This window comes from Idiomarina solivarensis (assembly GCF_033052755.1).
Lineage (GTDB): Bacteria > Pseudomonadota > Gammaproteobacteria > Enterobacterales > Alteromonadaceae > Idiomarina.
Genome location: NZ_JAVFHZ010000003.1, coordinates 18928 through 42058, shown reverse-complemented (window position 1 = coordinate 42058; position 23131 = coordinate 18928). Strand labels below are relative to the sequence as shown.

Below are 23131 nucleotides of genomic sequence, written 5' to 3'. Positions count from 1 at the left end.
CAGTCCGTGAGTTATTCCTGAACAACTTTGCCTTGCTTGCTGTTGTAAACAAACCAAAGGCTTTGTTCTATTTTATAGTGGCAAGAGTCTTTCTCTTTCTCTGCCTGTAGCACGCTGGCCGGCACTTCGCTGCCCAGTTGTTGCCATAATTGCAGACAACCTTGTTTTACTGACGGCCATCCGTATTCATTCATTAAAATCGGTATCTGCTGTTGTTTACTATCACTGAGTAAAGTCACTTTCGCTGGTTTCCCCTGACGCATCCACTCGGTGCGTGTCAGCCAAAGCGAATCAATAAAACGCGATACCGCTATATCCAATTCCGTCTGTCGCCATTTTTGCGGTTCATTAACCAACAGAATTCTTGCTGCTACCGCAGATAAAACCAATAGCAACAGTACAACCAATACATTTTGTAGCCGTTGAATACCTTTACGCTCGTCCACCGCCGCTTTAGTCATTAGCGCCCCTGATATGCGCTCATCATATCCCACATAGGAGTGAATATACCAAGCGCTAAAATCAACACCATAACAGCAACAATCGCTATCATTATGGGTTCGATACGAGCCGTTAAGGTTTTCAGATCGTAATCCGTTTCCCGCTCATAATATTCAGCGACTTCCAGCAACAAGACATCGACTCGACCGGTTTCTTCGCCAACGGCTATCATCTGCAGAATCAAAGGAGTAAAAAGACCCGACTGTCTGGCTACCCGCGACAAATTTTCACCGCGCTCTATGCCGCGGCGCATTTCTATAATACGTTTTTCCATCCAGGCGTTGTCTACCGCTTCCGCCACTAACGATAAGGCCTGCGTCAATGGAACACCTGCCCCTATCATGACCGAAAAACTGCGGGCAAAACGGCCTAACATAGAACGCATCAAAATGGAGCCGACAATCGGCACTTTCAGTTTCAGGCTGTCCCACCGGAGTCGCCCACTGTCTGTTCCAATGTAATACCGAAGGCCGAAAAAGGCCCCAACCATTGCAACCAGCAAAACGTGCCAGTAAGCAACAAAAAACTGTGATGAGCCCAACAGCGCTCTGGTTGCCCAGGGAAGCTCCACGTTAAAACGACTGAACATTGAAGCGAAGGTTGGAATCACGAAAATATTCAGAACAAAAACCGCTATGACCAAAGCAATCATGACAAAACTTGGATAGCGCGTTGCTGCCTTTATGCGTTTTCTGGTGTCTTGTTCTTTTTCTAAATAAACCGAAAGCTGCTGAAAGGACTCTTCCAACTGACCTGTATTTTCGCCCACGTGCACAATGGCAATCACTAAACGAGGAAAAACGCCGCGGTGATGGGACATAGCAGAGGATAGGTTCCGGCCCCGCTCTAACTGGTCGTGAACATCTTGCAACGTTTTACGCAAACGTTTGTTCTGGGTTGTATCGGCCAGCCCTTCAATGGCGCGTAGCATTGGAATGCCCGCCTGAGTCAGGGAGTACATTTGGCGACAAAATATAATCAACTCATCCAGCGATACCTTTGGCTGAAAAGCCGACTTTAAACTTTCACCAAAGGCACTATTGAATAACGAAAAACTTTGGGTTCTCGTCGGGTTGATGGATAACGGAACCAAGCCCCTGCGCATGAGTACGTCGGCTGCATTGCGCTCGTCATTAGCGTCTAACGACCCTTGCTGCAATTGCCCTGACTTATCTCTGGCCCGATAACGAAACTGCATCAGATGGTGTCCTCAACGCTTTCAGCCAGGTACAACACCTCATCGACACTGGTAATACCCTCGCGCGCGTACTCCAGCGCAACCGTCGCCATGGACTGAAAGCCCGGGTGGGCCTTCGCTGCCGTAGCAAACTCGCGCGTGTTGCCGTCGCGCAAAGCGTCCATCATGGGTGTGTTCATTTCAAGTAATTCGAACACACCGATACGACCACGATAACCGGTATGATTGCATGTCTGGCAGCCTACACCGCGTTTAAAAGCGTAACTGGAGCTGCCCTCTTTCAAATGTTCCAGCCACTGACTTTCTGGCTCATCAGGCTGGTAATCTTCAGCGCATTTATGGCACACGCGACGCACCAGACGCTGCGCCAAAATTCCGCGCAACGCAGCAGCAACCAGATACGACGGAGCCCCCATATCAATTAAGCGCATAGCGCTGGTGATGGCGTCGTTCGTATGCAGTGTAGATAACACTAAGTGCCCGGTAATAGAGCCCCGCAACCCAATTTCAACGGTTTCATGGTCGCGCATTTCACCGACCATAATAATGTCAGGATCCTGACGTAACGTGGTGCGCAAAACGCGCGAGAAATCCAGGCCGATTTTACTGTTCACCTGCACTTGTGAAATACGAGGTAAACGGTACTCAACGGGATCTTCGACGGTGATAACTTTTTTCCCTTCGGTGTTCAGTTCGCTCAGCGCGCCATACAAAGTGGTGGTTTTACCAGAACCGGTCGGACCGGTAACCAATAACATGCCATGCGGACGCTTAATCAGGTTACGGATACGCTTTATTATAGAGTCCGGCATACCCGTTTGTTCTAAGGACAAAAGCCCCGCCGACTGATCGAGTAAACGCAACACACAAGACTCACCATACTGAACCGGCATAGTCGATACCCGCACGTCAATGTTGTGCTTGCGTACTTTAATATGGAAACGCCCGTCCTGGGGCAGCCTTCGCTCAGAAATATCCAGCCCGGCCATCAGCTTAAGACGCAACACAAGGGCATTGGCGATGTTGGTCTCATCCAACACATTTTCCTGAAGTACGCCATCGATACGTTGACGGATACGCAGTTTACGATCGTCTGGCTCAATATGAATATCAGACGCTCGAACCTGTATCGCATCCTCAAAAATTGACTGCAATAATTTGGCAACTGTTGCTTCGTCGGTGTCGTCATCAAGGCTTAACTGCCCCAGCTCGAATTCGCTGGTGTCTTCGTATTCATCCTGCAACTGGCTGGCAAAGGTTTCAATTTCTTTGGTGCGTCGATACAGGTTATCGAAAGCCTGCATCAGTTCGCCTTCAGGAACCACGGCCAACTCAACCTGACGCGGCGCCAATAGCTGGTTTATCGAATCTATTGACGACAGATCAGCCGGGTCGCTCATGCCAACCAAGGCTTTGTCGTCGTCCGCTTCAATAACCAGCGCTCGATGACGGCGCGCCTGTACTTCGGGCAGAAGTTTAAAAGCTTCCGGAGGAATTTTCCGTTCAGAAATACTGATCAGTGGCAGCTTTAATTGCTGCGCCAAAAACTCCAGTAACTGTTGCTCAGAAATAAACCCCAGATCGGTTAAGGTAGCGCCCAGCTTTCGTCCACTACTGCGCTGTTTTTCCAACGCTTTTTGCAATTGCTCTTCACTGATGATTTGCTCATGAACCAGCAAGTCACCCAAGCGCATTTTAAGACGAGGACGCTTCATTCCTTACCTGCCTGATTGGTTGTCGTTAGCAGCTCAACCTGCTGTTGAATAAAGTCAAGAGTTGGCTTGTGCTCTATCCGTTTCAACGCCTCTTGATAGGAGGACAACGCGGCACCCGGTGCAAATTGCTGCTGCGCTATAGCCAGCCCCAAATACCAGCGACCTTCCGCAGGGTCCGCTTCCACTAAACGTTGGTACGCCTGAGCGGCTGACGGGTAGTCGCCAACTTCCTGAGCCAATAACGCCTGCTTTTGAAAGTAACCGGGATAGACTTCGGCGTTTGGCGTTGCTTGTTTTAATAAACTTAATGCCGCTGCCGGTTTTGCCTCTTTTTCCAGAATCCGAGCACTTAACAAACGAAACTCGTAATCCGCCGGAGCCATTTGAAAGCCAGCCTCCAGCGTTGTCAAAGCCTGGGACACTTTATTACGCCCAAACTGCAGAGCAGCCAGTTTCTTTCTAACGTCTTTGTTCTTTGGTGTTGCTAGCAACGCTTTGCTCCAATGCTCTTCGGCAGCGGTTAGTCGGCCTTGTTGCTGAGCTTTTTGAGCTTTACCAATGTGTTGAGCCGCAATTTCTGCTGGTGACAGCTGCACTGGTTGCAAGCTGAATTCGCCACTGCTTTTGTCCGTCGTTTCTTTATTCTTGGTTTGCTTTTCTGACTCTTTTGAAACACCGCTGCTGTCGTTCCTCGTTGTTGCTAACTCAGGCTCAGGAGATGACTCTGACTGAACAGACGCGGTTGACCTTGATACGGAGGATTCGGGCGATGACTCTCGCGGCAATAACGGTTCAGAAGACTCGACTAAATCTGGCGTTTCTTCTACCTCCACAGTATTCTCTGAGGGTGCTGCTGTTTCCTTTGTTTTTACCGGTTTAGTCTGGGCACTCTCATGCACCGTCATCACGTTTTTCTCGGGCAGTTGCCACCACACAGCAACCACAATTAAAAAACCTAACAACGCAGCCCCTAAAAACCAAGCCCCAAATCGACTCCGACTTGGCCGCTCAACCGCACTGCTGGCTGCACTTTTAGAAAATGGCTGCTGCCCACGGCGATCGAGATCTTTTAGCACTTTGTTGATCACACTCATATCGACACACCCAATTTCCAGTAACTAAACGCCGCCGCAGCAAGAAAGAAGACACTCACTACTATTGCAATAAGTCCCCAGCTCGAATTGGGTTGCTGAGTATCCTCGGTGTCTTTCACCGCCAAATCTAAATCTCTCAAAGTTAATTGCCGGCGGCCTTCACCATAAGCAAGCAGCAACATTTTATGACACAACATATTCACTAACCGAGGGACGCCGCGGCTGCTTCGGTGCAGTTTTTTAATCAATTTCCAGTCGAATATTGGCGTCCCTTTATAATCGGCGACATCCATTCTGTGAGCGATGTACTCAGCGGTTTCTTCAACGTTCATCGCGGTTAACTTGTGTGCGAAGCTTATCCTCTGACGCAGCTGCCTAAATGCATTCTTCGAGATACGTTCGTCCAACTCCGGCTGGCCCAACAAAACAATATGCACCAACTTACGCCGTTCAGTTTCTAAATTAGACAGTAGCCGTAACGCTTCGAGACTTTCTTCGGGCAGCGCCTGTGCTTCATCAATAAACAAAACCACAGCTTGACCATTCTTATTGATATCAAGCATGCGTTGTTGCAACGCACGGGCCAACTGCTGTTGGTTTGTGAGTTGTGCGGTATCAACATCGAGCTCTTGGGCAATTGCCAGTCTCAGTTCACCTGGATTTAGGTAGGAGTCGGGGATATAAGCCGTTTTGAAAAAGTCGGGGATGTCATTGAGTAGTCGGCGACATAGAAGAGTTTTCCCCGTACCCACCTCGCCGGTCACTTTAATAAAGCCTTCACCCGTCTTTAACGCAGTCAACACGACTTCGAATGCCTCATGATGACTATTCAAATCGTAATAGAACTGCGTGTTCGGCGTTATGGTAAAAGGCAGTTCGCGTAAGCCGTAATGGTATAAGTACATGCGACCTTATTATTGCTCAATATCCGGGAACCATTCCTGCAGCAACTCCCGAGATCGTTTTAACTCATCTTGCCACGTATCCACACCAACAACCGTGGGTTTCAGCAGTATCACCAGCTCTTTCTTTTCCTGCCGGTTACGTCGGTTAGTGAATAACTCTCCCAGAAAAGGAATATCGCCTAACAAAGGTACTTTCCCGACTTCTTCTGAATTAACGGTTTGCATTAAGCCGCCCAGTACCACGATTTCGCCATTTCGGGCCTTTACGATGGTATCTGATTCACGAATATTGCTGCGAGCTAAAGGCAATACAAGCTCCCCTTCCGTTAGTGTGATTACCTTTTGCTGCTCTTCCGTTTCTACAACCGACGGGTGCACGTGCAAAATCACCTCTCCGTTGTCACTGATTTGTGGTGTTACATCCAGCGAGATACCTGAGAAAAACGGTGTCAATTCGATATCAGAGTTTGAAACGGCTGAGTCACTTCCGGTGCCTAAGTTGGTCGTTGAGTTAACATCAGTCACGTAATATTCGTCTTCACCAATTTTTATAACGGCTTTTTGGTTATTCGATGCACTGACTCGAGGGTTTGACAGAACCTGAACCGTACCTTGCGTCTGTAGCATTTGAATCATACTACTAAAATTGTTGGCGGGGTCGTTGTAGGTTAAACCAAACAAGCCGCCGATAGCCGCTGAGGTCGCATTGCTGGGTGTGGCACCGTTAAATTCAACACCAAAACCTGCAGCACTGCTGGTGACATCGCGCCAGTTGATGCCCTGTTGGTAGCCATCGTTTAAGGTAACTTCTATAATTCGGGCTTCTAAAATAACCTGACGCTGCAAACGGGTTTCTAATGTTTTTATGAAATCTCCAACCGCTCTCAGGTTGTCCGGTGTCGCTGTTACGCTAACAATGCCCGCTTGGGGCGATAACACCACATTACCGCTGCCAATAATACCTTCTATCACGGCCTTTAAATTGCCCCACAAATCGGTTTCGGATTGAGTATTAATGCTAGACCCATTCCCCTGGAGAGAACTCTGACGCGAATCTCTCCTAAATTCGCCATCACCGGAGAAAGGTGAGCCTTCCGAGCGTATATTACTATTTCCCAGGTTACTACCTGAGCTATTATCCCGCTCTTCGCTCACACCACCTGCTGAAATTTCAGTCTGCGACACACCAAAGCGCTTAAGAGATAAATAATCGAGCGTGAAAGTTTGCGTGCGAACACCGGCCGGAAAAATTTGAATGGTGCGCCCTGAACGGCGTATTTCAAAGCCATACATATCCTGCACAGCATCTAGGGTTTCGGCCAGTGTGACATCTTTTAGGCTTAACGAAATTTCACCACTCACAGCAGGGTGAACCAGAATATTATAGGGGGAGTCCGCAGCCAGCCCGTAGAAAAACGCTTTCGCTTCTACCCCGTCGGCCTGAAGTACAAAGCGAGGTTCTTCCAATAAGTCCAGACCGTCACCACTTTGCGCGCTTACAGACTGGCTTAAAAACTCACTCACTTCTGTTGGCACAGCCGTACGTTGTGCAGGTACACTATTATCAGATTGCGGCGTCATTGCTTCACTGGCTTTATCAGGAGTGTAACTCGGCTGATAAGCACAACCACTGATGAGCAATAATAATGCGCCTGTTGCAAATCTTCTCATTGTACGGCTCCCGGACTGCCCTTTTTATTCTGTTTTATCGGCTTAAACAAAGTAATCTCAACCGTTTCATTATTTTTCTCTACCACCACGCTGTTGGGCTTTATTGAAACCACATTCGCCCCCTCTACGCTGCCTCCAGGCTTTACCCACGTTTCATTTATCCGCGCTTTTTGAGTCTGCTCTGAATAAAAAACCTGTGTGAGCATCAATTGTTCGGCCCAAAGACTAGGGCGAGAAACAACCTCTCCCTCAAGTATTGGTGGTCGCGTTGGATCCCTTTCTTGAGCCTGTGCCCAAAGAACGGGAAATAATAGTAAGACACACAACAGCCTTTTACGCACTAATAAACTCCTTATCAGTACTCAGTAAATACCAAACGATAGTTACTGTTGCCGTTGGATACTCATTCACCTGATAGCTAAAGCTGGCCCAATGCACTGTAGGGTATTGAGCTTTCAACACGTCAACAAACTCTAACACTTCAAAAAAGCCACCTGAAAACTGGGCTTGAACAGCGTGTTGGTAAAGCGTGATGGTTCCAGTTTCAAATACAGCCGTGGGCACTTTTGCTTCCAACTTTTCCATAGCCAGCTCATCAGAGTATTTCAGCACGCCACGTAAAAACGCTTTACGCTGAGCAACCGCTAGTAGTAAATCATTCTCTGAAAACCGATTTTCCCGCAGAGCCAGGCGACGCTCTAACTCATTTATGACGACTTTTAACGGCGCATTTATGTCTTCGTTCAATTGCGCCTGCAGTTCACTTTCAAGATTGCTCAGCTGCTCAAGTTGAGATTGAATACGCTGGTTATCCGCCTTTAGATTCTGACTCTCTTCCAATGTAGGAAGAATGACGTAGCTAACCAGTGGCAAGCTAAGCAGCAAAAATCCAGCCAAAACCAACAAACTCCTTTGCCGCGAGGGCATAACGTCGAAGCTGTCCTCTATCCGAGCCCACCAATTAGTCATGGTTTTTATCTTCCTTAGCTCTGATACTTTGCAACAAGAACTGTTGGTAACCCTTTTCGTTTCGCTTGAGCTCAACCACCGAAAAGCTTTTACTCGACAACAAAGCCGACTGATTAAACTTATCCATCCACAAAACTAATGCTTCGCTATTTAAAGCAAAACCATGCAAACGGATATTATCTCCGGCAATAGAAAAGTCAGTTAACCAAATATTTTTAGGCGTAATTCCCGCCAGCTCACGCAAAAACCGCTCTACTTCCGACGATTTGTCGCTCTGAAACTGGTTAATGTGTTGCTGAAATTCACTGATATCCTGCAGCTTACGCTCTAATTCTTCTTTTTTGTCCAGTAATTGCTGACTCGGCTGTCTGCTATCAATTCGTTCTCTGGTTTTCGCCAGGCTATCATTCAGTTGTGTTAAGGCAGTGGATAACTTCTCATTCGCCTGCTCTACGCTTGAATGATGCCATTTAACTGCAATAACAACAGCTAATAACAACGCTAACCAGGCGCCCAACCCCCGACTGACTCGCTTGAATGTCAGTTGTCTTCTAACTGGCCTCAATTCGTTCCGGTAAAGGTTCACCCACTGTTTCATGAAGGAGTCCCTGAAAACGCACCCAAACCGGCTAAATCAGAGTAATCGCCTTCTCTCAGCTCAATCGCCCACTCAGGGTATTGATAGGTAGTACAATCCACCGCTAAAAGCTGAGTGAGGCACTTTTCAACTATTGCTAACTGCGTGTGCTCGACAGCCGCCACAATTCGGCTAATAGGAGCCTGCCTCAAGTGACTTTCAAAGTAGTCAACTGACCGTTGCAGCTCAGTCGCCAGCGGCTCCAGCGCCCCAGCTTCCATCTCACTTTTCGTGTAATTCGAGATATCCGAAACACCCCTTAACAAGCGAGAGAACATCAGTCCTTTCGGCGTATTAATTTGCGCAATGTAGTTACCCGTCGGGTTCTGATAAAGCAGCAATTCCGCATGACTTTGGGTTTCAGATAAACGGGGCAGCGTGAGTTCTGCAATAGCGATATCGGTTAGCAGAAGTTCGCGATCATTAAGAAATTCTACCCAAGGCGTTAAATGGTGCTTGCTAGCTGCCACCGCGACGATCTTGTCTTGTCCAGACGGCTGCTCGGGAAACTCATAATAGTCTGCGATAACGTCGTCGGCAGAAAAAGAGACCAAATCACTCAAGCTGTATTTTAAGCTCTCGGATATTTCTTCAGGATCCAACATGGGGCGATCGACTTGAACGGATTCATACAAATCCGTTCCTAACACCAAAGTGACTTGTGCTTGCTTTAACGGTAAGCGCGAATACTTGGCTAATAACGCAGCCGCTTCTTTAACAACGGAACCGTTTTGGACTTGTTCGTAATCATTCACGATGAGCTCAGGTGCTTTAGCTGATTCTTTTGCAATAAGAATACGAACACTCGTTTGCGTAATCTGAAAGCAAATACGATGGTCATTCTGTTTTTGCTTCGAAAATCCCAGCACCCAACAACATCCTTTATCAATTTTTCAATATGTTAACAGAAAGTTTGCAAAGCTCATTACAAAAAACACAAGCCGATTAACTTTATAACTTTAATCATAGCCCATTTATCTTAGTGACACCGAGGTACTAACGATTCAACCGCCAGTTTAGTCCCATACCGGCCCAGTAAGGAACCATAGGACCATTAGCCGTATCCACAGTCTCAGCAACGGTCCATTGCTGTTTAACTAGTTCAATGGTCTCACTATTGCGCGGTAATTGATAGAAATCGGCACCATAACCACTGGCAAAGTTGGCGAGTTTATCGAGCGCGTTGTGTTGGCTAAAAAATTCCGCATAAAGTTCTATAGCCGCCGGCGCCGAATAGCAGCCTGCGCAGCCACAAGCCGTTTCTTTACTCGCCTGAACATGGGGAGCTGAATCGGTACCCAGGAAGAATTTCGGGTTGCCGGACAACGCCGCTTCCTGCAGTACCTGCTGATGTGAGCGGCGCTTCAAAATCGGTAAGCAATAATTGTGCGGCTTAACACCGCCCACGAGTAAGTCATTCCTATTCATCAATAAATGCTGAGGTGTCATTGTTGCCGCTACGTTACTGTTAGCGTTCTTAACAAACGCAACAGCATCCGCGGTAGTGATGTGTTCCAACACGAGCTTCAAGTTTGGGAAGCGCTCAGTAATCGGAATTAAATGGCGCTCAATAAATACGCGCTCACGGTCAAAAATATCAATGTCACTGTCGGTCACCTCACCATGCACCAATAGTGGTACTCGGTGTTCCTGCATAGCGGCCAGAACAGGTTCCAGCGCGTCAACCGATTTCACGCCAGCAGTAGAGTTGGTGGTAGCGCCCGATGGATACAATTTAAAACCAATGATATGTTCATTTGCAGCCGCCTCAGCAACTTGCTCAGGCGTGGTCTCCGCCGTCAGGTACAACGCCATTACCGGATTGAAGCTCACACCATGCGGAACCTCGTCCATAATTCGACTGCGGTAGTCTAATGCCGCTTTTACCGTTGTGACCGGCGGTACAAGGTTTGGCATGATGACAGCCCGGTTAAATACGGCTGCCGATGCGGGTACGGTTGTTCTCAGCATAGCACCGTCACGTAAGTGCAGGTGCCAGTCATCAGGTGTTGGAATAATTAAGCTTTGCATAATCACTTCGGGCTAAAAATGAGGCTTCCAGTATACCATTAAGTCGGGCTGCAAAAACCTCTAATCTGTATTCTATTTGAGCGTTTTAACGCAACCCCATGGCTTCTTTCCAGTGTTTACGACAGCATGAAACGTAACGATCATTACCGCCAATAGCAATTTGCTGTCCCATTCGCACAGCATCGCCTTTTTCATCAACCCGCAACGACATGGTGGCTTTGCGGCCGCAATGACAGATGGTTTTCATTTCCGCCAACTTGTCGGCAATAGCCAGCAGAACCGCACTGCCTGGAAAAGCATTACCGAATGCATCGGTCCGTATGCCGTAACACATCACTGGGATATTATCCGAATCAGCCAAACTCGACAGTTGCCACACCTGCTCTTCGCTCAAAAACTGTGCTTCATCAATAAGCACGCAGTCTATCGACTGCTGCATATAACGAGCACGCACCACCGCCGCTAAATCCGTTCGGTGCGTAAAAGACACCGCATCGCGCCCAATGCCCAGACGCGAGGCGATACGTCCTTTTCCGGCGCGATCATCCAATGCAGGCGTCATCAGCAGCACGTGCTGATCACGTTCTTCGTAGTTATGGGCCACTTGCAAAAGCGACGTACTTTTTCCGGCATTCATGGCGGAATAGGTAAAATAAAGAGAAGCCATTTTGTTCTGTTTTTCAGTTATTGTGGTTAGATCTAGGCAGAGATTAGCACGATTTTATGGCATTATGGGACAAAGCAACGACAAGGCAGGAGTTCTCTATGCAATATTCCCCCGAATTTATCAAAGCCATCCCTAAAGCGGACCTGCACCTGCACCTCGATGGCAGCCTTCGCGCCAGCAGCTTAATCGACATGGCCAAACGCGCCAATATCGAACTCCCCAGTTATACAGAAGAAGGCCTGTTTGATCTCGTGTTCAAGTCACACTACAACAATCTGGGCGAATACCTGAATGGGTTTCAGTATACCTGTGCAGCCTTGCGCGATTTAGAAAACCTGGAGCAGGCTTCCTACGAATTAGCTGTCGATAATCAAAACGAAGGCGTGAACTACATTGAAGTCCGCTTCGCACCGCAACTGCTAATGGATCCAAGCAAAGGTGTTACCTTCGACACCATTATGCAGGTGGTTAACGATGGTCTTTTGCGGGCGAAAAATGAGTACAACAGCCGCGCCGATGTGAAGAATGGGGATAAACCGCCGTTTGAGTACGGCATTATCAATTGTGCGATGCGTATGTTTGGCAAAAAAGGTTTCTCACCGTATTACACACAAATGTTCCAGTTGATGCGTGACTTTGAGCCCATGCAGGTCATAAAAACAGCCGCAATGGATTTGGTTCGCGCCAGCGTTCGTATGCGCGACGAAGAAGGCATGCCAATCGTGGGTCTGGATATTGCCGGTCAGGAAATTGGTTACCCGGCAGGAGAGTTCAAAGAAGTGTATGAGTACGCTCACGAGAATTTCCTACTAAAAACCGTGCACGCGGGTGAAGCTTACGGTGCCGAGAGCATATTTGAAGCATTAACCAAATGCCACGCTGATCGTTTAGGTCACGGCTATTCATTATTCTCGCCAGAAATGACTCAGGATCCGAACATTGACGATCCCAAAGCCTACGGTGAAAGCCTGGCGTCTTATATTGCGGACCGTCGTATAGCGGTTGAAGTTTGCTTAACCAGTAACCTGCAGACCAACCCGGAAATTGGTGACATTAAAAACCACAACTTCCAGCACATGCTGGATAATCGCCTGGCCACCATTATTTGTACAGACAACCGTCTGGTATCTCGCACGACAGTCAGCAACGAGTATCAGTTAGCGGTCGATAACTTTGATATTCCCTTAAAACGTTTGAAAGACATTGTTGCTTACGGGTTTAAAAAGAATTTCTTCCCGGGTCGTTATGTCGATAAGCGCGACTATGCTAAACAAAACTTGGCGTATTTTGACAAAGTCGTTCAGCAGTTTGGACTGGAATAATTTAAATAAAAAAGGCTCCAAATTTGGAGCCTTTTTTACTTTGTCTGACGCTTTCTAACAAAAGCTTTTAGAAGGGTTATCTAAAACAAAATGTCGTAAAAAAGGGTCAGTACAGTTGTCTAGCCCTCTATTCTCAAGCGGAAAACCAACTGACCTCATTTCGTTTTTCGACATAATTTGATTTGAATGTATATTAATAGCCTTATTTTATCTATAAAGCGACTAAAATCTAGCATTTTTCAACATTTTCCATTAAGTACGATTGTGTAGGTGCTGTTTATTGATAGTCAGCTATGTTTACACTTTTATATCTACGTCAAAAAATCCCGAATGCGCATCAACCGTCGTATCCTTTAGAAAGTCTAGTCTCCGTACCGAGTAAATCTTAGATTTGAGCTACTATCGCCAGCAAAGCGTCCGATTCAAATAACAAGCGATATCGGTCAGTTTTGAAACACCTCTTATTTTGAGGTCGCCAAAGAGATGCGAAGCAAATACCCAAAACATAGATGGCCAACAGAACCACTAAGTGAAATAGCGGGAGCCTCGCTGAAAAAAAGAAATAAACGTTAGCATTCATTTTTCCAACGTATATGTCTTAATTGGAAGTATTGCTTTATACAAGATCTGATACTTCTGTATAAGTGTAGGATCAATCTGCTCGTAAACAGTGCAGTATCCAGTGGTAGTTATTTAGCCAGTGGCAAGTAATGAAGGTTTGTATTAGTCACTTGATTGCCACAGCTTGTCTTTGAAATCTTCGTCTTCAACAATGAACGCAACACTGTATTTGGCCCTAGTTATGGCTACATATAGCTTGTTTTGGCTTGAAGTTGTTGAGTTTCCTCCAAAGGGATTTTTATATCCTTTAAGGAATTTAACGAAAGGCTCGGTTGGGTGAATAAGCACATGTTCGGTTGTTTTTCCTTTAGCTTCTCCAAAGGTCATTAAGTTGTCGTACTTGTTGAGTTCTTTACCCGAGGTTGCAGAATGCCTTAAGATCAGAGGGTTATACAGACTTATGTACTTAGCAATGTCTTTAGTGGCTATGTAATGTATACCAGTGTGGGTATCCTTTTCGGGCGAATCCACTTTGGATATGGTCGCAGTATATCCTTCTCCTGTATGCACAGAGTCTGCGAAGGCACAAATGGAGCTGACTGAGCGCCAACAATCATTCATCTCTTCGATTGAGAACCCCATTTTTGCATACTCAGCTCGTTTTTCCGCACTAGAAGCGGGTTTCTTGGGTTTTGAGGATGTGTGATAGATGGTTTGTCTAAAGTCTCCTACAGCATGAATTTCAAGCTTTTTTGATTTAGTAAGCAGCTTAATTAGGTCAAAATCCCAACCAGCGAAGTCTTGAGTCTCATCTAAGTAAATTCTACCGTATATGGCTTCAATACGTTTAGCAATGTCTACCTTAGCTGTTTTAACTATGCGACAGGCTAATTTTGCTAGAAACTCAGTATGAGCTTGATTCTTAGATGTTAAGTAGTGCTTAGGATTATAATTTCCGCCAATCTTCTCACTTCTACCGGAAATATTACGGCTGTTTCTAATGTGTGGGTTGTTGCTGTTCAGATAGATGCCATCTATACGCTTGGGAAATATGCATCTTTGATAAGGTCGAACAACATCCTCTAGAATAAACGAGTACCAGCCTTTTACGATAAATAACTCTTTGTATCGCCCTCCAAGCTCCTTAAACTTTTCAAGCAGCTCACGTTGATTGCTACGAGTATAGGTAATAATCAGCACCTTAGTACCTGCTTCAGTGAGTGCGATTGACTCCTCGACTATTCGCGTAGTCTTGCCTGCTCCAGCGCATGCAATAAATAGTTTTTTAGTCAAACTTTAAAGCCTCCGCGAGATACTCTGGATATTGAATATCTTCATGACTGTCAAAAATACGTATCGCTGAGTCTACTTTCTTGGAGCCATAGTTCTTATCGCCCTTCTCACCTATATAGACAGAAACAAGGAATTCTTTCTGGTCTTTTAGAGCACGTATTTCATCGAGTTTTTTAAATGTAACAGTCGATAGCGCGATTCTTGCGAACTTTTTTAACGTATCTTCATCTATAGCGTTTGCTTCAATCAGTGATGGTTCAAGGGACTTAAGAGCGTTATTTTCTTCTGAGAAAAACTCTATATTTGAATCTGAATAATTTTCGGAATACTTGGTGATATTCTGTTCATACGAGCCGTCATTATCTTTAACTACATTTACTTTGGTTCCAATATGTTTGGCTATTTCCAAGTAGTGTCTGAAGCCAATGCCCCGGACCACAATAATATCAATTCCGTCTTCCTCAGGTAGTCGGTCTTTGTCTTGTAAGTATTTCTTTTTTAGTATTAATTCGTCAGAAGGCCCTTCCACTAGAATAACTTTTTCTGCAAGTACTACTCTTAATGTGTCATATCCCGGCAGGCGCTGAAGAGTTTTTGCTGTAGCAGAGTCAATATTTTTCAGCATCATATATCTTTCAGAGATTAAGCATAGGTTTTCAAGACTGAGTTTATTGAGAACGTAAGAGCTATGAGTTGTGATGAATACTTGGTTGGCACTATTTTCCGAGATGAATTTAACCAAGGCGCTAAGTTTTGTGTGGGATAGATGATTCTCAGGCTCCTCAACTGTTACGAAGTTAACATTCCCCCCTTTGTTAAGAAGAGCAAGTTTGACTTGAATCTTATTTTGTTCTCCTCTGCCTATATGAGTAAATGAAATGTCGTCTACAGCAAGCTGTAGTCCTGATTCTACATTGCCTGAGTTAGTGTCCGCGATAATAGATAAATCTTGCTCTGTCACTTGATTGGTTACGTCAAGTTCGTTATTGAGATCTTTTATCTGCTGCTGTTGCTCAAATGAGTTCTTCAACTGCCGGTAGTTTAAGTTTAGCAACGCCTGCTGCTCTCTCGTTAGAGAGGAATTGATAATATTTGATAAGTACTGTGTTTTGCCATAGGTCGGATGCAGTCTGGTTGGATCTATAAATAGACCTTTCACTTTTCGATTAAGAAACTTAATCGGCTCCCAAGCGAAACTAAGCCATTCTACTTTGTAAAACTCTGTTGGAATGCTATCAATGGACTCTGCATCTTTACGAAAATCTTCATACGTACTGGTTAAGTCCTCATCAAAGCATATTCTGATGTAAATTCCGTCCTCTTCTTTATTGATTGTATTATTCTTTCCTCTATATTCTGGGCAATCAGAAAGGTATAGCTCTATAAGAATCTCAGGCAATGTTTGCTTTGACAAATCTCCTTTAAGATATGCTTTAACGGCTTTATCATTGAAGAGGTGGGGGGACAATGATGAGCTTATTGATTTCCCCCTATAGTTGGAGCTGGAAACAAGTTCCAGCGCTTCAAGAATGGTGGTTTTACCAGAGTCGTTATCACCAACTATAATGTTTACCTTTTGATTGAAGCTGAAGCTATCCGAGTAAATTTTCTTGAAGTTTTTGACCGTCAATTCTTTTATATACAAGAGAGTTTCCCTATTCTAAATTATATGTTTTTGAGGTGCTTTAACGCTAAAGTAAAACAAAAAGCTGAGTAAAGCATGTACTTAGATTTAGGCACATTGCTGGAAACTCTTACGAGGGGAGATATTTACGCGCTGCTGCATGTGCCTCCTCCAATGTCCTGACTCCGAGGGCTTGTAAGATTTTACGCTCATACTCGTCAGTCAATGGAGTCGATATGTTCTGTCTTTTGACAGATATCAAATAACTTATCCCATCTTTTTTCGTTTTTCCTGCATCCCCCCTAGCACTCTGGATTGCCAATTTGGCAAGCTTATCGGCGGTGAGAGAGTCAATATTCGCACCGATCTTTGTAAAGAGTACCAAATCGAGATCGTTAAAACTCCGGTCTTCCCCGACTACAACTTGGTTTGACGTCGGGTTGATCGGGTTTGAATAATGCTTATTAGATTTTTCATTTCTTGTTTCTCGACGCCAGAGAAAGTCTTTAGCCGCTTCAACAGTTACACTTGGACAGAGTACTAAAATTACGCCAAGAACGGGCGAACCGATACTCTCAACAGGTATTAACGTTGGGGCATCATTACGGGATGAGCTCTTCCGTGCAAATTCAATATTAAAAGGTGTTTGAACACCATTTATCCTTTCAACAATGAGTGGAGCCAATTCAACTCCCGGATCTTCTATAAGAGAACCATACGCAAGGATTCCAATCTTACTCATAATCTTCCTTCACAAATAATGCTTTAACAGCGAAGTGAAGCAGTTACGCTCGCTGTGTCTGGTTGATGCATTGGTTAGTAACTTACCTTCTGCGTTTCATGTTATTTGCCAGCTTTTCATTTATTTGTATTTTCTTTGCTAGCTGATTTGTACTGAGCTTTCGCTTTCGCATTACATCTAAGTAGAAAGTCTTTTCCCAGTCATTGATCCAACCCTTTTGGTAGGCATGACCGATAGCCTCTGCGTTCAATGATTTTTCATTGTCCTTACGTACTCGTTTGATGGCTTGGAAAATTTTGTCCGAAGGCAGGCCTATAAACTTTTTGACGCAACAGTTGCCAACAACTGCTTGATTGAAATTGTGAGTATTAGACAACACACATATCTCAATAATGGGGAAGTGCCCGCACAAGCATGTTTCCGGCTCATCTGCTTCATAAATCTCATGAAGCTTCCATTCAAGTTTTGCGGCATCCCAGTTACTTGATAGGGATAAAGAGATTATTTCCTGCGTAAGTTTATATTCGGACATCTTTGTATCCTAAAGCTTGGCTTACATATTGTTGTTAAAATTTATAGTAGCACATTTTATTATTTTCATATGAAGGCTGGAAAGTAAGTTTATTCATTGGCTTATGGTCGTATAGGTTCTTTTTTTACCGCTGGTTTTGGCGCTGATTAATCGGATAACTAACAGGTGTAGACTGCTTTAGTTAGATTACGTCGAATGATTCAAATCTGATCTGCCACTTTTCCTGAGAGCTTGAGTCGAACCTCACAGGGAGCATAAAGATAACAGAGGTTTCTTTGTGTTTATGTGAACTATTAGTGGCTCACCTACCTACGTGATACTGGCTAGTCGTCCTGCTTTTAATTAAGTGGCGGTGACACAAAGTAGGCACTGCGGTCTAATCTCGATAACTTTGCACAGTTTGTTGTTGTCTTATGCAATTAACTCGTTTAACGTCAATTACATAGTCAAAAAATCAAAGTTATGCGTAAAACCAAAGAGAGCTTATGAAAATTTTTCGCGACCTCTATATCCACCTTAACGGTGTGGATGTTAATACTTTCTCAGAGTTGCTTGAAAACACATCAAAGAAACCATGGGTGCGAAGAAAGGATAAAGAGGAAGAACTTGGAAGTAACAAAGAGCGCTCAGTTTGCTTTGAAGCCATAGAAAACTCCTCTGTATCAGCGGCAGCATTATTTATATTTCCATATAAGGATGAAACTTTATGGGTTTCGAATATCGTTCCGACTGAAGTAAGTGAACTAACTTACGATCAATACAACAGTACTCTTGAGAATTTCTATAGAAATGTGATTCTTCCTGCAATTGATGGAACCGCTATTACCGCAGACCTTACGAGCGATCAAATAAGTATTGGAAGTGTTGCTGGAAATGAAGCAGAAAAAGCATTTATTCAATTTTCCAGCTCTGCAAATAAGTCAACTGGAAGTTCCCACCCGTCAGATCGAAAGCGCTGGCTAGAATTTTTGGTCTTAGTCCATAAGGCAAAGTCTGATCTTGATACGGATGTGGTAATTAGAGCTTTAGTTGAGCAGGGATGGTCGGAAGAAAAAGCAATTGAACTAGGTATCCAGTTTGAGTTCGCTGAAGACCTTCTCTCGTATATCCAAGGACGCTAACTATGTCTACCAGCTACGCTGACGCATTAAGCTCTATATCGTGCGATCCATCAGCAATGCTTTACTTAGATACGTGCGTCTTTCTTGATATTGTTCGCTCAGCGGTAAGAGAAAGCATTAATTCTGATTCTGCGAAATTTGCTAAATCTCTGATAGCCAAGTCGAATTCAACTCCACGGTCTTTGTGGCTTGTAACAAGCGCTACCGTGGAGATGGAATGGAACGATAATATAACTGACGTCCTAGAAGAGGCGGAGCGTGAAATATTAAAATTGGAGTCAAGAAGGAAACACTTTCTATCTGCGGCTAATGCTGCAACCAACAGGCAATATCAACACGGACAAGTAGAAAGCAAATTAGACTTAGCGAATAACTTAAAGTTGGTTGCAGAATCTCTCCTGCATGCGTGTGTTATTGTTACACCGGAAAACGCGCACTTATTAGGAGCTATGAATAGAGTAAAGCAATATTTGCCACCAGCAAAACGCGGAAAGGCCGAGCCCAAAGATTGTGAAATTTATGAATTATTTCTCGGTTTATGCCGAGACTTGCGTACGCGTAGTGTCGAAAGTGACTTTGTTTTTTCGAGTTCAAATACAAAGGAGTTCGGGCAGGAGAACTCCGGAGGGATACAACCTGAGTTGGCTGGCATCGGTGCAAAATATGCATCTAATTTAGCTTGGGTAGAGGCGATTCTAGATAAGCGCGCATAATCAACGCATTAACCCGCTAATAAGTACGTTGGTGACAATAAAACGCAGGCTTAGTCGCTTAGCTCCAATTTGAGTTTACGTGCTATTAACTGTTAAGCATAAAAAGAGATTATAGATAAATGTCAAATGTACGCCTTCCTGTAGCTGTATGTGCAGCGGTCGCTGAAGTGTTGAACGGGTCGCATGATTCATTGAATGCCCTATTTGAGGCAGCAGGTGCTCCCGGCCCACCGCCTGATCTTGCACACCATTCAAAATGGAAAACTTGGTTACAGAAAGTTGGGAATGACCCAAAAGTAAATAGTTTGGAGGTTCTTGGAAATTTAATAGAGGAGTTCATGGATTTGCCTCCTCTTCCAAACAATAACTCTGTGGTTAATGGCTTTGCCATAATACCCTCTGACCCGGTCGAAGAATACAATGCAAGGAAAGAGCGCCTAGTAGATATCCTTGAAGAGCATGGATTTAGGTATTTTCGTGGAGGCAGAGTAATACAAATTGGACAGCCTGAACCAATTGACATCGAACCAATCCGGAATGAGAAAGAGGAAGGCAAAAAGCCCTCAGCACTTGATGAATTGTTGAGGATTATAATTCGAGGAATTCCGAGGGCTATGCAGCCATTAATTCATAGGCGAAAAGGCTTGCAGTCATTGTCGTTTGCATCAGAATACGACATCCAAGATTTACTACACGCATTGTTAAGGCCTTGGATTTCTGATATACGCCCAGAGGAGTTCTGTCCTAGTTACGCTGGGTCAAATACAAGAATGGATTTTTTATTACCTACACATAATCTGGTAATAGAAACCAAGAGAGTAAGAGATAAGTCTCACGCCTCTAAAGTAGGTGACGAACTAATAATCGACATCGAGCACTATCGGAAACACCAAAGTTCGGAGCACCTTTGGTGTGTTATATATGACCCGGAACTTTTCATCTCAAACCCCAAGGGAATGATTAATGATCTTGAGGGTATGCGATCAACACCAGAAGGCTATATTAATGTTAAAGTTATTGTAGTAGGAGCAAGTGCATAGCAAGTATCTTCTGTTGGCGCGTGTAAGCTCTGGTCTGTGGTCTTTGCTCACAGCCAAGACGGAAAAAACTTTAGAGAGTATACCCATGTGGCTGTTTAAGAAGAAAAATACCGATGTAGATTGGAACGAGTTCTTCAAGAACTCTGAGCCAGAGTCAAGGAAGCAGAGACTCATAAGGGAGTGCCAAAAGTGCAATGTTACTCCTTACGTGGATGAGCTGGGAGAGGACGCTTCTGGCAATAATATTATGCGAGGCGTGGCCTCTGAAGCTGAAATAGAAAGACGGCTTGCGACGAAGAAAGTCACATCCAGTTCCAAAAGAGCAAATCTGATTGCTCTTCTGGCATTTTTAACAGCATTGTTTTCGCTTGGAGTAACCTTTTATGAGAAATTTCTCTAACAAGGTAAAACACTACACTGCATCCGACTGCGTTATTCTGGTAGATAAACAATGACGATTGATAAGGCACTTCGTATTCTCGAAGAATTCCAAGGCTCTTCGCTAACTAGGAGTCTTTCTGATATTGAACGTTGTATTATTGGCTCGGGTTTGGAGGAGGTAGATGGCTTTTGCACAGCACGAGGTATTAACGATAATTTTATGGATTCTGCCATCGCAGTAAAACGCGTTGCTGGTCAAATAAATGTCATTATTCATGCCGCTGGCATCCTTAGTTCTCTGTCGGGCATTCTTGAGCCCGGAGAACGCGTAGAAAGCGTTTCGCTCGGCGCTGGTAACACTGGTCGGCAATTCGATCTTGAGACAAATATTCGTGTTGCAGAATACAAATTCATTGATTGGCAGGGTGGTGCAGAGTCAATTCGCCAGAACGGTATCTTTAAGGACTTTTACAGCCTCGCTGAGCATGAAACAAGCAAGAAGAAGTATTTGTACGTTGTTGGAACAGATTATCCACTCAAATTTTTTAATGGGCGGCGCGCACTTACTAGCGTTCTTAGCCGTCACCCAAAGGTGTTGGCGCACATTAATGAAAAGTATGGTGTGAATGTTGAAAAAGTTCGTGACTACTTCGAAATCAAGAAAAATGAAGTGTTCATTTGTGACGTCACATCTTTTGTTGGTAGAAGTGTATAACCAAGTGCAGCAGCCAGTGTCTTCAGTGCTCGGGCAATAGTTGTGCAGAATTATGGAGTTAAGGGGTTATCGTGTCACCCATAGATGAGCTATTTCAAGAGATATTTGAAGAGACTCCCTCTAAAGCTGGTGCAGCTTATGAGATGCTTGCCTGCATCGCTGAGCACCTGATGAACCAAGGTGAGGTTAAGCATGATGATAAGATTCGAGGTGCTTTCTCCGAGTCGTTATACCAAATAGATATTTTATCTGATGATGGAAATGACAAGGCAATGGGAGAAGCAAAAGACTACACCATTCAAAATAAGAAAGTAGGTCGTGGTGACATGCAAAAGCTTGGCGGGGCTTTGCCTGACTTACCTGATGTTACTAAGGGCAAGTTCTTTTCGGCAACGGGATATACGGGTCCAGCTAAAAAGTATGCTGCCGCGAGTGAGAACTTTTCTTCAGGAAAGCCTATTGAAATCTTTGAGTTTAGGCCTAGCACTGAACGAGATGAAGAGGGAACAATACAAAAAATTGTAATCTATATGCAGTTTATTATCCCACGCCCACAGCAGGGTAAATGGAAGCCCCATCTGACCGAGGCGGGCGTTGCTGCCTGCAAAGCGTTAGTAGCAGAAGGTGAAACAGAGCTTGAATACAATCTTAAGCTGGAAAAGTTCTATGACTCTTCGGGCAACGAAAAACTTTCCCTGAATCAACTAACAAGTAAGAATTATGGAGAAGTAAATTCAGAAACAAAATCGGCTCATGGCTGCTTTGTTTTAGCTGAACATTACATATACATAAAAAATGTATTGGTAGAATTGAATGGTTTAGAATATGAAGTTCCTTTCGACGAATTTCATGAAAAAATGGAAATTACAGATAACAGTAAATGTCGCTTTGTAGTAAAAGATGCTAATGGTGAGATTTGTCGATTTATAACTGACGAGCATATTAGGAACTATAGCTTTGATGAGCAGGGAAATCTTGTAGCGCCATGATAAGGCACTGTTACGGAGAGTTTACTCGTTGTCGCTCCTGAATTTCGTAGAGGAAGGAGTTAGCTTTATAGGAGGTTACTCATTGAGTAACGAAGCAATCACCTTGATAACGATGATAGGTACACTTCTTTCAGCTATCGGAGCGGTTGTGGCAGCGTATGCTGCTATGAAAAGCACGAGAACATGGAAAGAGTCTCAGCGTTTTGAGTCTCGTAGTAAAGCCGTTCAAGCATGGGTCGGGGAAGCAGCAGCATTTAGGGGGAGGTTGAAGTTTATCCATAAAGATAAACTTATCTGGCCGGATGATCAAAAGGAAATTGAGTATATTTCTAGGCACTTCTGGTCTTTGGTGGCCCTTTGGCCCAGTGTCAAAGCTAGTTTAGATGGATGTTTAAGAGCTCAGGCGGAATCACTGTGGTGTGATGTTTATGACTCTTATAGCGCACTGATGAGTAATAAAGGTAGCCTTGAGCAATTAGGTGACTCTGTGCAGAATGTATACGCTAGCGATTTACTGAGCAACGTTCTAGAGCATAAAAGCTAATAAGGTCAGTATAACCGCAGTTGGGTTCTACCCCGTTATCACGGACGGTTTAAAATCGCACTATGCGTGTAGTGAGATAACGCCTTCAATGTATGGTGCGGAAGCTCAATACTCTAAGTTGAATGCTTTCTATAAGACACTGGCCAACTACAAGGGTGTTGCGTTA

At 44.5% G+C, this 23131-nt stretch carries 24 protein-coding genes and 1 pseudogene; 9 read left to right on the top strand and 16 right to left on the bottom strand.

What is annotated here, in order from left to right:
• Window positions 1-11 precede the first annotated feature (11 nt).
• From RBK99_RS06080 to RBK99_RS06025, 12 genes are all read right to left on the bottom strand, one after another.
• Window positions 12-461: a Type II secretory pathway component gene (locus RBK99_RS06080; protein WP_317503747.1), complete on the bottom strand. Its 450-nt coding sequence runs from the start codon at window positions 459-461 to the stop codon at window positions 12-14.
• On the bottom strand, window positions 461-1699 hold the full coding sequence (locus RBK99_RS06075) for a type II secretion system F family protein (RefSeq protein ID WP_317503746.1): 1239 nt from the start codon (window positions 1697-1699) through the stop codon (window positions 461-463). The genes RBK99_RS06080 and RBK99_RS06075 overlap by 1 nt, the downstream gene beginning before the upstream one ends.
• The gene (locus RBK99_RS06070) at window positions 1699-3414 is read right to left on the bottom strand and encodes a GspE/PulE family protein (protein ID WP_317503745.1); all 1716 of its coding nucleotides are present in this window, start codon (window positions 3412-3414) and stop codon (window positions 1699-1701) included. Before RBK99_RS06070 ends, RBK99_RS06075 begins: the two co-directional genes overlap by 1 nt.
• On the bottom strand, window positions 3411-4508 hold the full coding sequence (locus tag RBK99_RS06065) for a tetratricopeptide repeat protein (protein WP_317503744.1): 1098 nt from the start codon (window positions 4506-4508) through the stop codon (window positions 3411-3413). The genes RBK99_RS06070 and RBK99_RS06065 overlap by 4 nt, the downstream gene beginning before the upstream one ends.
• Entirely contained in the window at window positions 4505-5413 is a 909-nt protein-coding gene (locus RBK99_RS06060) for an ExeA family protein (RefSeq protein ID WP_317503743.1), read from the bottom strand. The genes RBK99_RS06065 and RBK99_RS06060 overlap by 4 nt, the downstream gene beginning before the upstream one ends.
• A 9-nt stretch (window positions 5414-5422) precedes the next feature.
• Window positions 5423-7084 carry a pilus (MSHA type) biogenesis protein MshL gene (gene mshL, locus RBK99_RS06055; RefSeq protein ID WP_317503742.1) on the bottom strand — a complete coding sequence of 554 codons (1662 nt, stop codon included), beginning with the start codon at window positions 7082-7084 and terminating at the stop codon, window positions 5423-5425.
• Window positions 7081-7425: a Type II secretory pathway component gene (locus RBK99_RS06050; protein ID WP_317503741.1), complete on the bottom strand. Its 345-nt coding sequence runs from the start codon at window positions 7423-7425 to the stop codon at window positions 7081-7083. The genes mshL and RBK99_RS06050 overlap by 4 nt, the downstream gene beginning before the upstream one ends.
• The gene (locus tag RBK99_RS06045) at window positions 7418-8053 is read right to left on the bottom strand and encodes a Type II secretory pathway component (protein ID WP_317503740.1); all 636 of its coding nucleotides are present in this window, start codon (window positions 8051-8053) and stop codon (window positions 7418-7420) included. The genes RBK99_RS06050 and RBK99_RS06045 overlap by 8 nt, the downstream gene beginning before the upstream one ends.
• Complete coding sequence (locus RBK99_RS06040; protein ID WP_317503739.1) at window positions 8046-8651, bottom strand: PilN domain-containing protein; 606 nt, start codon at window positions 8649-8651, stop codon at window positions 8046-8048. The genes RBK99_RS06045 and RBK99_RS06040 overlap by 8 nt, the downstream gene beginning before the upstream one ends.
• Window positions 8648-9559 carry a Type II secretory pathway component gene (locus tag RBK99_RS06035; protein WP_317503738.1) on the bottom strand — a complete coding sequence of 304 codons (912 nt, stop codon included), beginning with the start codon at window positions 9557-9559 and terminating at the stop codon, window positions 8648-8650. The genes RBK99_RS06040 and RBK99_RS06035 overlap by 4 nt, the downstream gene beginning before the upstream one ends.
• Before the next feature lie 127 nt (window positions 9560-9686).
• The gene (pyrC, locus tag RBK99_RS06030; RefSeq protein ID WP_317503737.1) at window positions 9687-10721 is read right to left on the bottom strand and encodes a dihydroorotase; all 1035 of its coding nucleotides are present in this window, start codon (window positions 10719-10721) and stop codon (window positions 9687-9689) included.
• A gap of 85 nt (window positions 10722-10806) precedes the next feature.
• Window positions 10807-11388: a thymidine kinase gene (locus tag RBK99_RS06025; protein WP_317503736.1), complete on the bottom strand. Its 582-nt coding sequence runs from the start codon at window positions 11386-11388 to the stop codon at window positions 10807-10809.
• 98 nt (window positions 11389-11486) lie between these two features.
• On the opposite strand from RBK99_RS06025, the gene RBK99_RS06020 reads away from it, so the two are divergent.
• Entirely contained in the window at window positions 11487-12710 is a 1224-nt protein-coding gene (locus RBK99_RS06020) for an adenosine deaminase family protein (RefSeq protein ID WP_317503735.1), read from the top strand.
• A 387-nt stretch (window positions 12711-13097) separates the two neighbouring features.
• A pseudogene (locus RBK99_RS06015) lies at window positions 13098-13283 on the top strand (ATP-dependent helicase C-terminal domain-containing protein); the annotation flags it as partial.
• Window positions 13284-13433: 150 nt separating this feature from the next.
• Here the strand turns inward: RBK99_RS06015 and RBK99_RS06010 are convergent.
• The 4 genes from RBK99_RS06010 to RBK99_RS05995 all read right to left on the bottom strand — a co-directional run bounded on the left by RBK99_RS06010 (window position 13434) and on the right by RBK99_RS05995 (window position 17462).
• Entirely contained in the window at window positions 13434-14564 is a 1131-nt protein-coding gene (locus RBK99_RS06010) for a UvrD-helicase domain-containing protein (RefSeq protein WP_317503734.1), read from the bottom strand.
• Entirely contained in the window at window positions 14557-16209 is a 1653-nt protein-coding gene (locus tag RBK99_RS06005; RefSeq protein WP_317503733.1) for an ATP-dependent nuclease, read from the bottom strand. The genes RBK99_RS06010 and RBK99_RS06005 overlap by 8 nt, the downstream gene beginning before the upstream one ends.
• Window positions 16210-16318: 109 nt before the next feature.
• The gene (locus RBK99_RS06000; protein ID WP_317503732.1) at window positions 16319-16930 is read right to left on the bottom strand and encodes a hypothetical protein; all 612 of its coding nucleotides are present in this window, start codon (window positions 16928-16930) and stop codon (window positions 16319-16321) included.
• A gap of 82 nt (window positions 16931-17012) precedes the next feature.
• On the bottom strand, window positions 17013-17462 hold the full coding sequence (locus RBK99_RS05995; RefSeq protein WP_317503731.1) for a hypothetical protein: 450 nt from the start codon (window positions 17460-17462) through the stop codon (window positions 17013-17015).
• Window positions 17463-17947: 485 nt separating this feature from the next.
• On the opposite strand from RBK99_RS05995, the gene RBK99_RS05990 reads away from it, so the two are divergent.
• From RBK99_RS05990 to RBK99_RS05960, 7 genes are all read left to right on the top strand, one after another.
• The gene (locus RBK99_RS05990) at window positions 17948-18583 is read left to right on the top strand and encodes a DUF1889 family protein (protein WP_317503730.1); all 636 of its coding nucleotides are present in this window, start codon (window positions 17948-17950) and stop codon (window positions 18581-18583) included.
• 2 nt (window positions 18584-18585) lie between these two features.
• Window positions 18586-19296 (top strand): PIN domain-containing protein, encoded by a 711-nt coding sequence (locus RBK99_RS05985; RefSeq protein WP_317503729.1) that lies wholly within the window; start codon window positions 18586-18588, stop codon window positions 19294-19296.
• Window positions 19297-19415: 119 nt separating this feature from the next.
• On the top strand, window positions 19416-20336 hold the full coding sequence (locus RBK99_RS05980; RefSeq protein ID WP_317503727.1) for a PD-(D/E)XK nuclease domain-containing protein: 921 nt from the start codon (window positions 19416-19418) through the stop codon (window positions 20334-20336).
• 85 nt (window positions 20337-20421) lie between these two features.
• Complete coding sequence (locus RBK99_RS05975; protein ID WP_317503726.1) at window positions 20422-20736, top strand: hypothetical protein; 315 nt, start codon at window positions 20422-20424, stop codon at window positions 20734-20736.
• Between the two features lie 51 nt (window positions 20737-20787).
• On the top strand, window positions 20788-21432 hold the full coding sequence (locus RBK99_RS05970) for a hypothetical protein (RefSeq protein ID WP_317503725.1): 645 nt from the start codon (window positions 20788-20790) through the stop codon (window positions 21430-21432).
• A 71-nt stretch (window positions 21433-21503) separates the two neighbouring features.
• Entirely contained in the window at window positions 21504-22421 is a 918-nt protein-coding gene (locus RBK99_RS05965) for a restriction endonuclease (RefSeq protein WP_317503724.1), read from the top strand.
• A gap of 82 nt (window positions 22422-22503) precedes the next feature.
• Entirely contained in the window at window positions 22504-22965 is a 462-nt protein-coding gene (locus tag RBK99_RS05960) for a hypothetical protein (protein WP_317503723.1), read from the top strand.
• The last annotated feature ends 166 nt before the right edge of the window (window positions 22966-23131 follow it).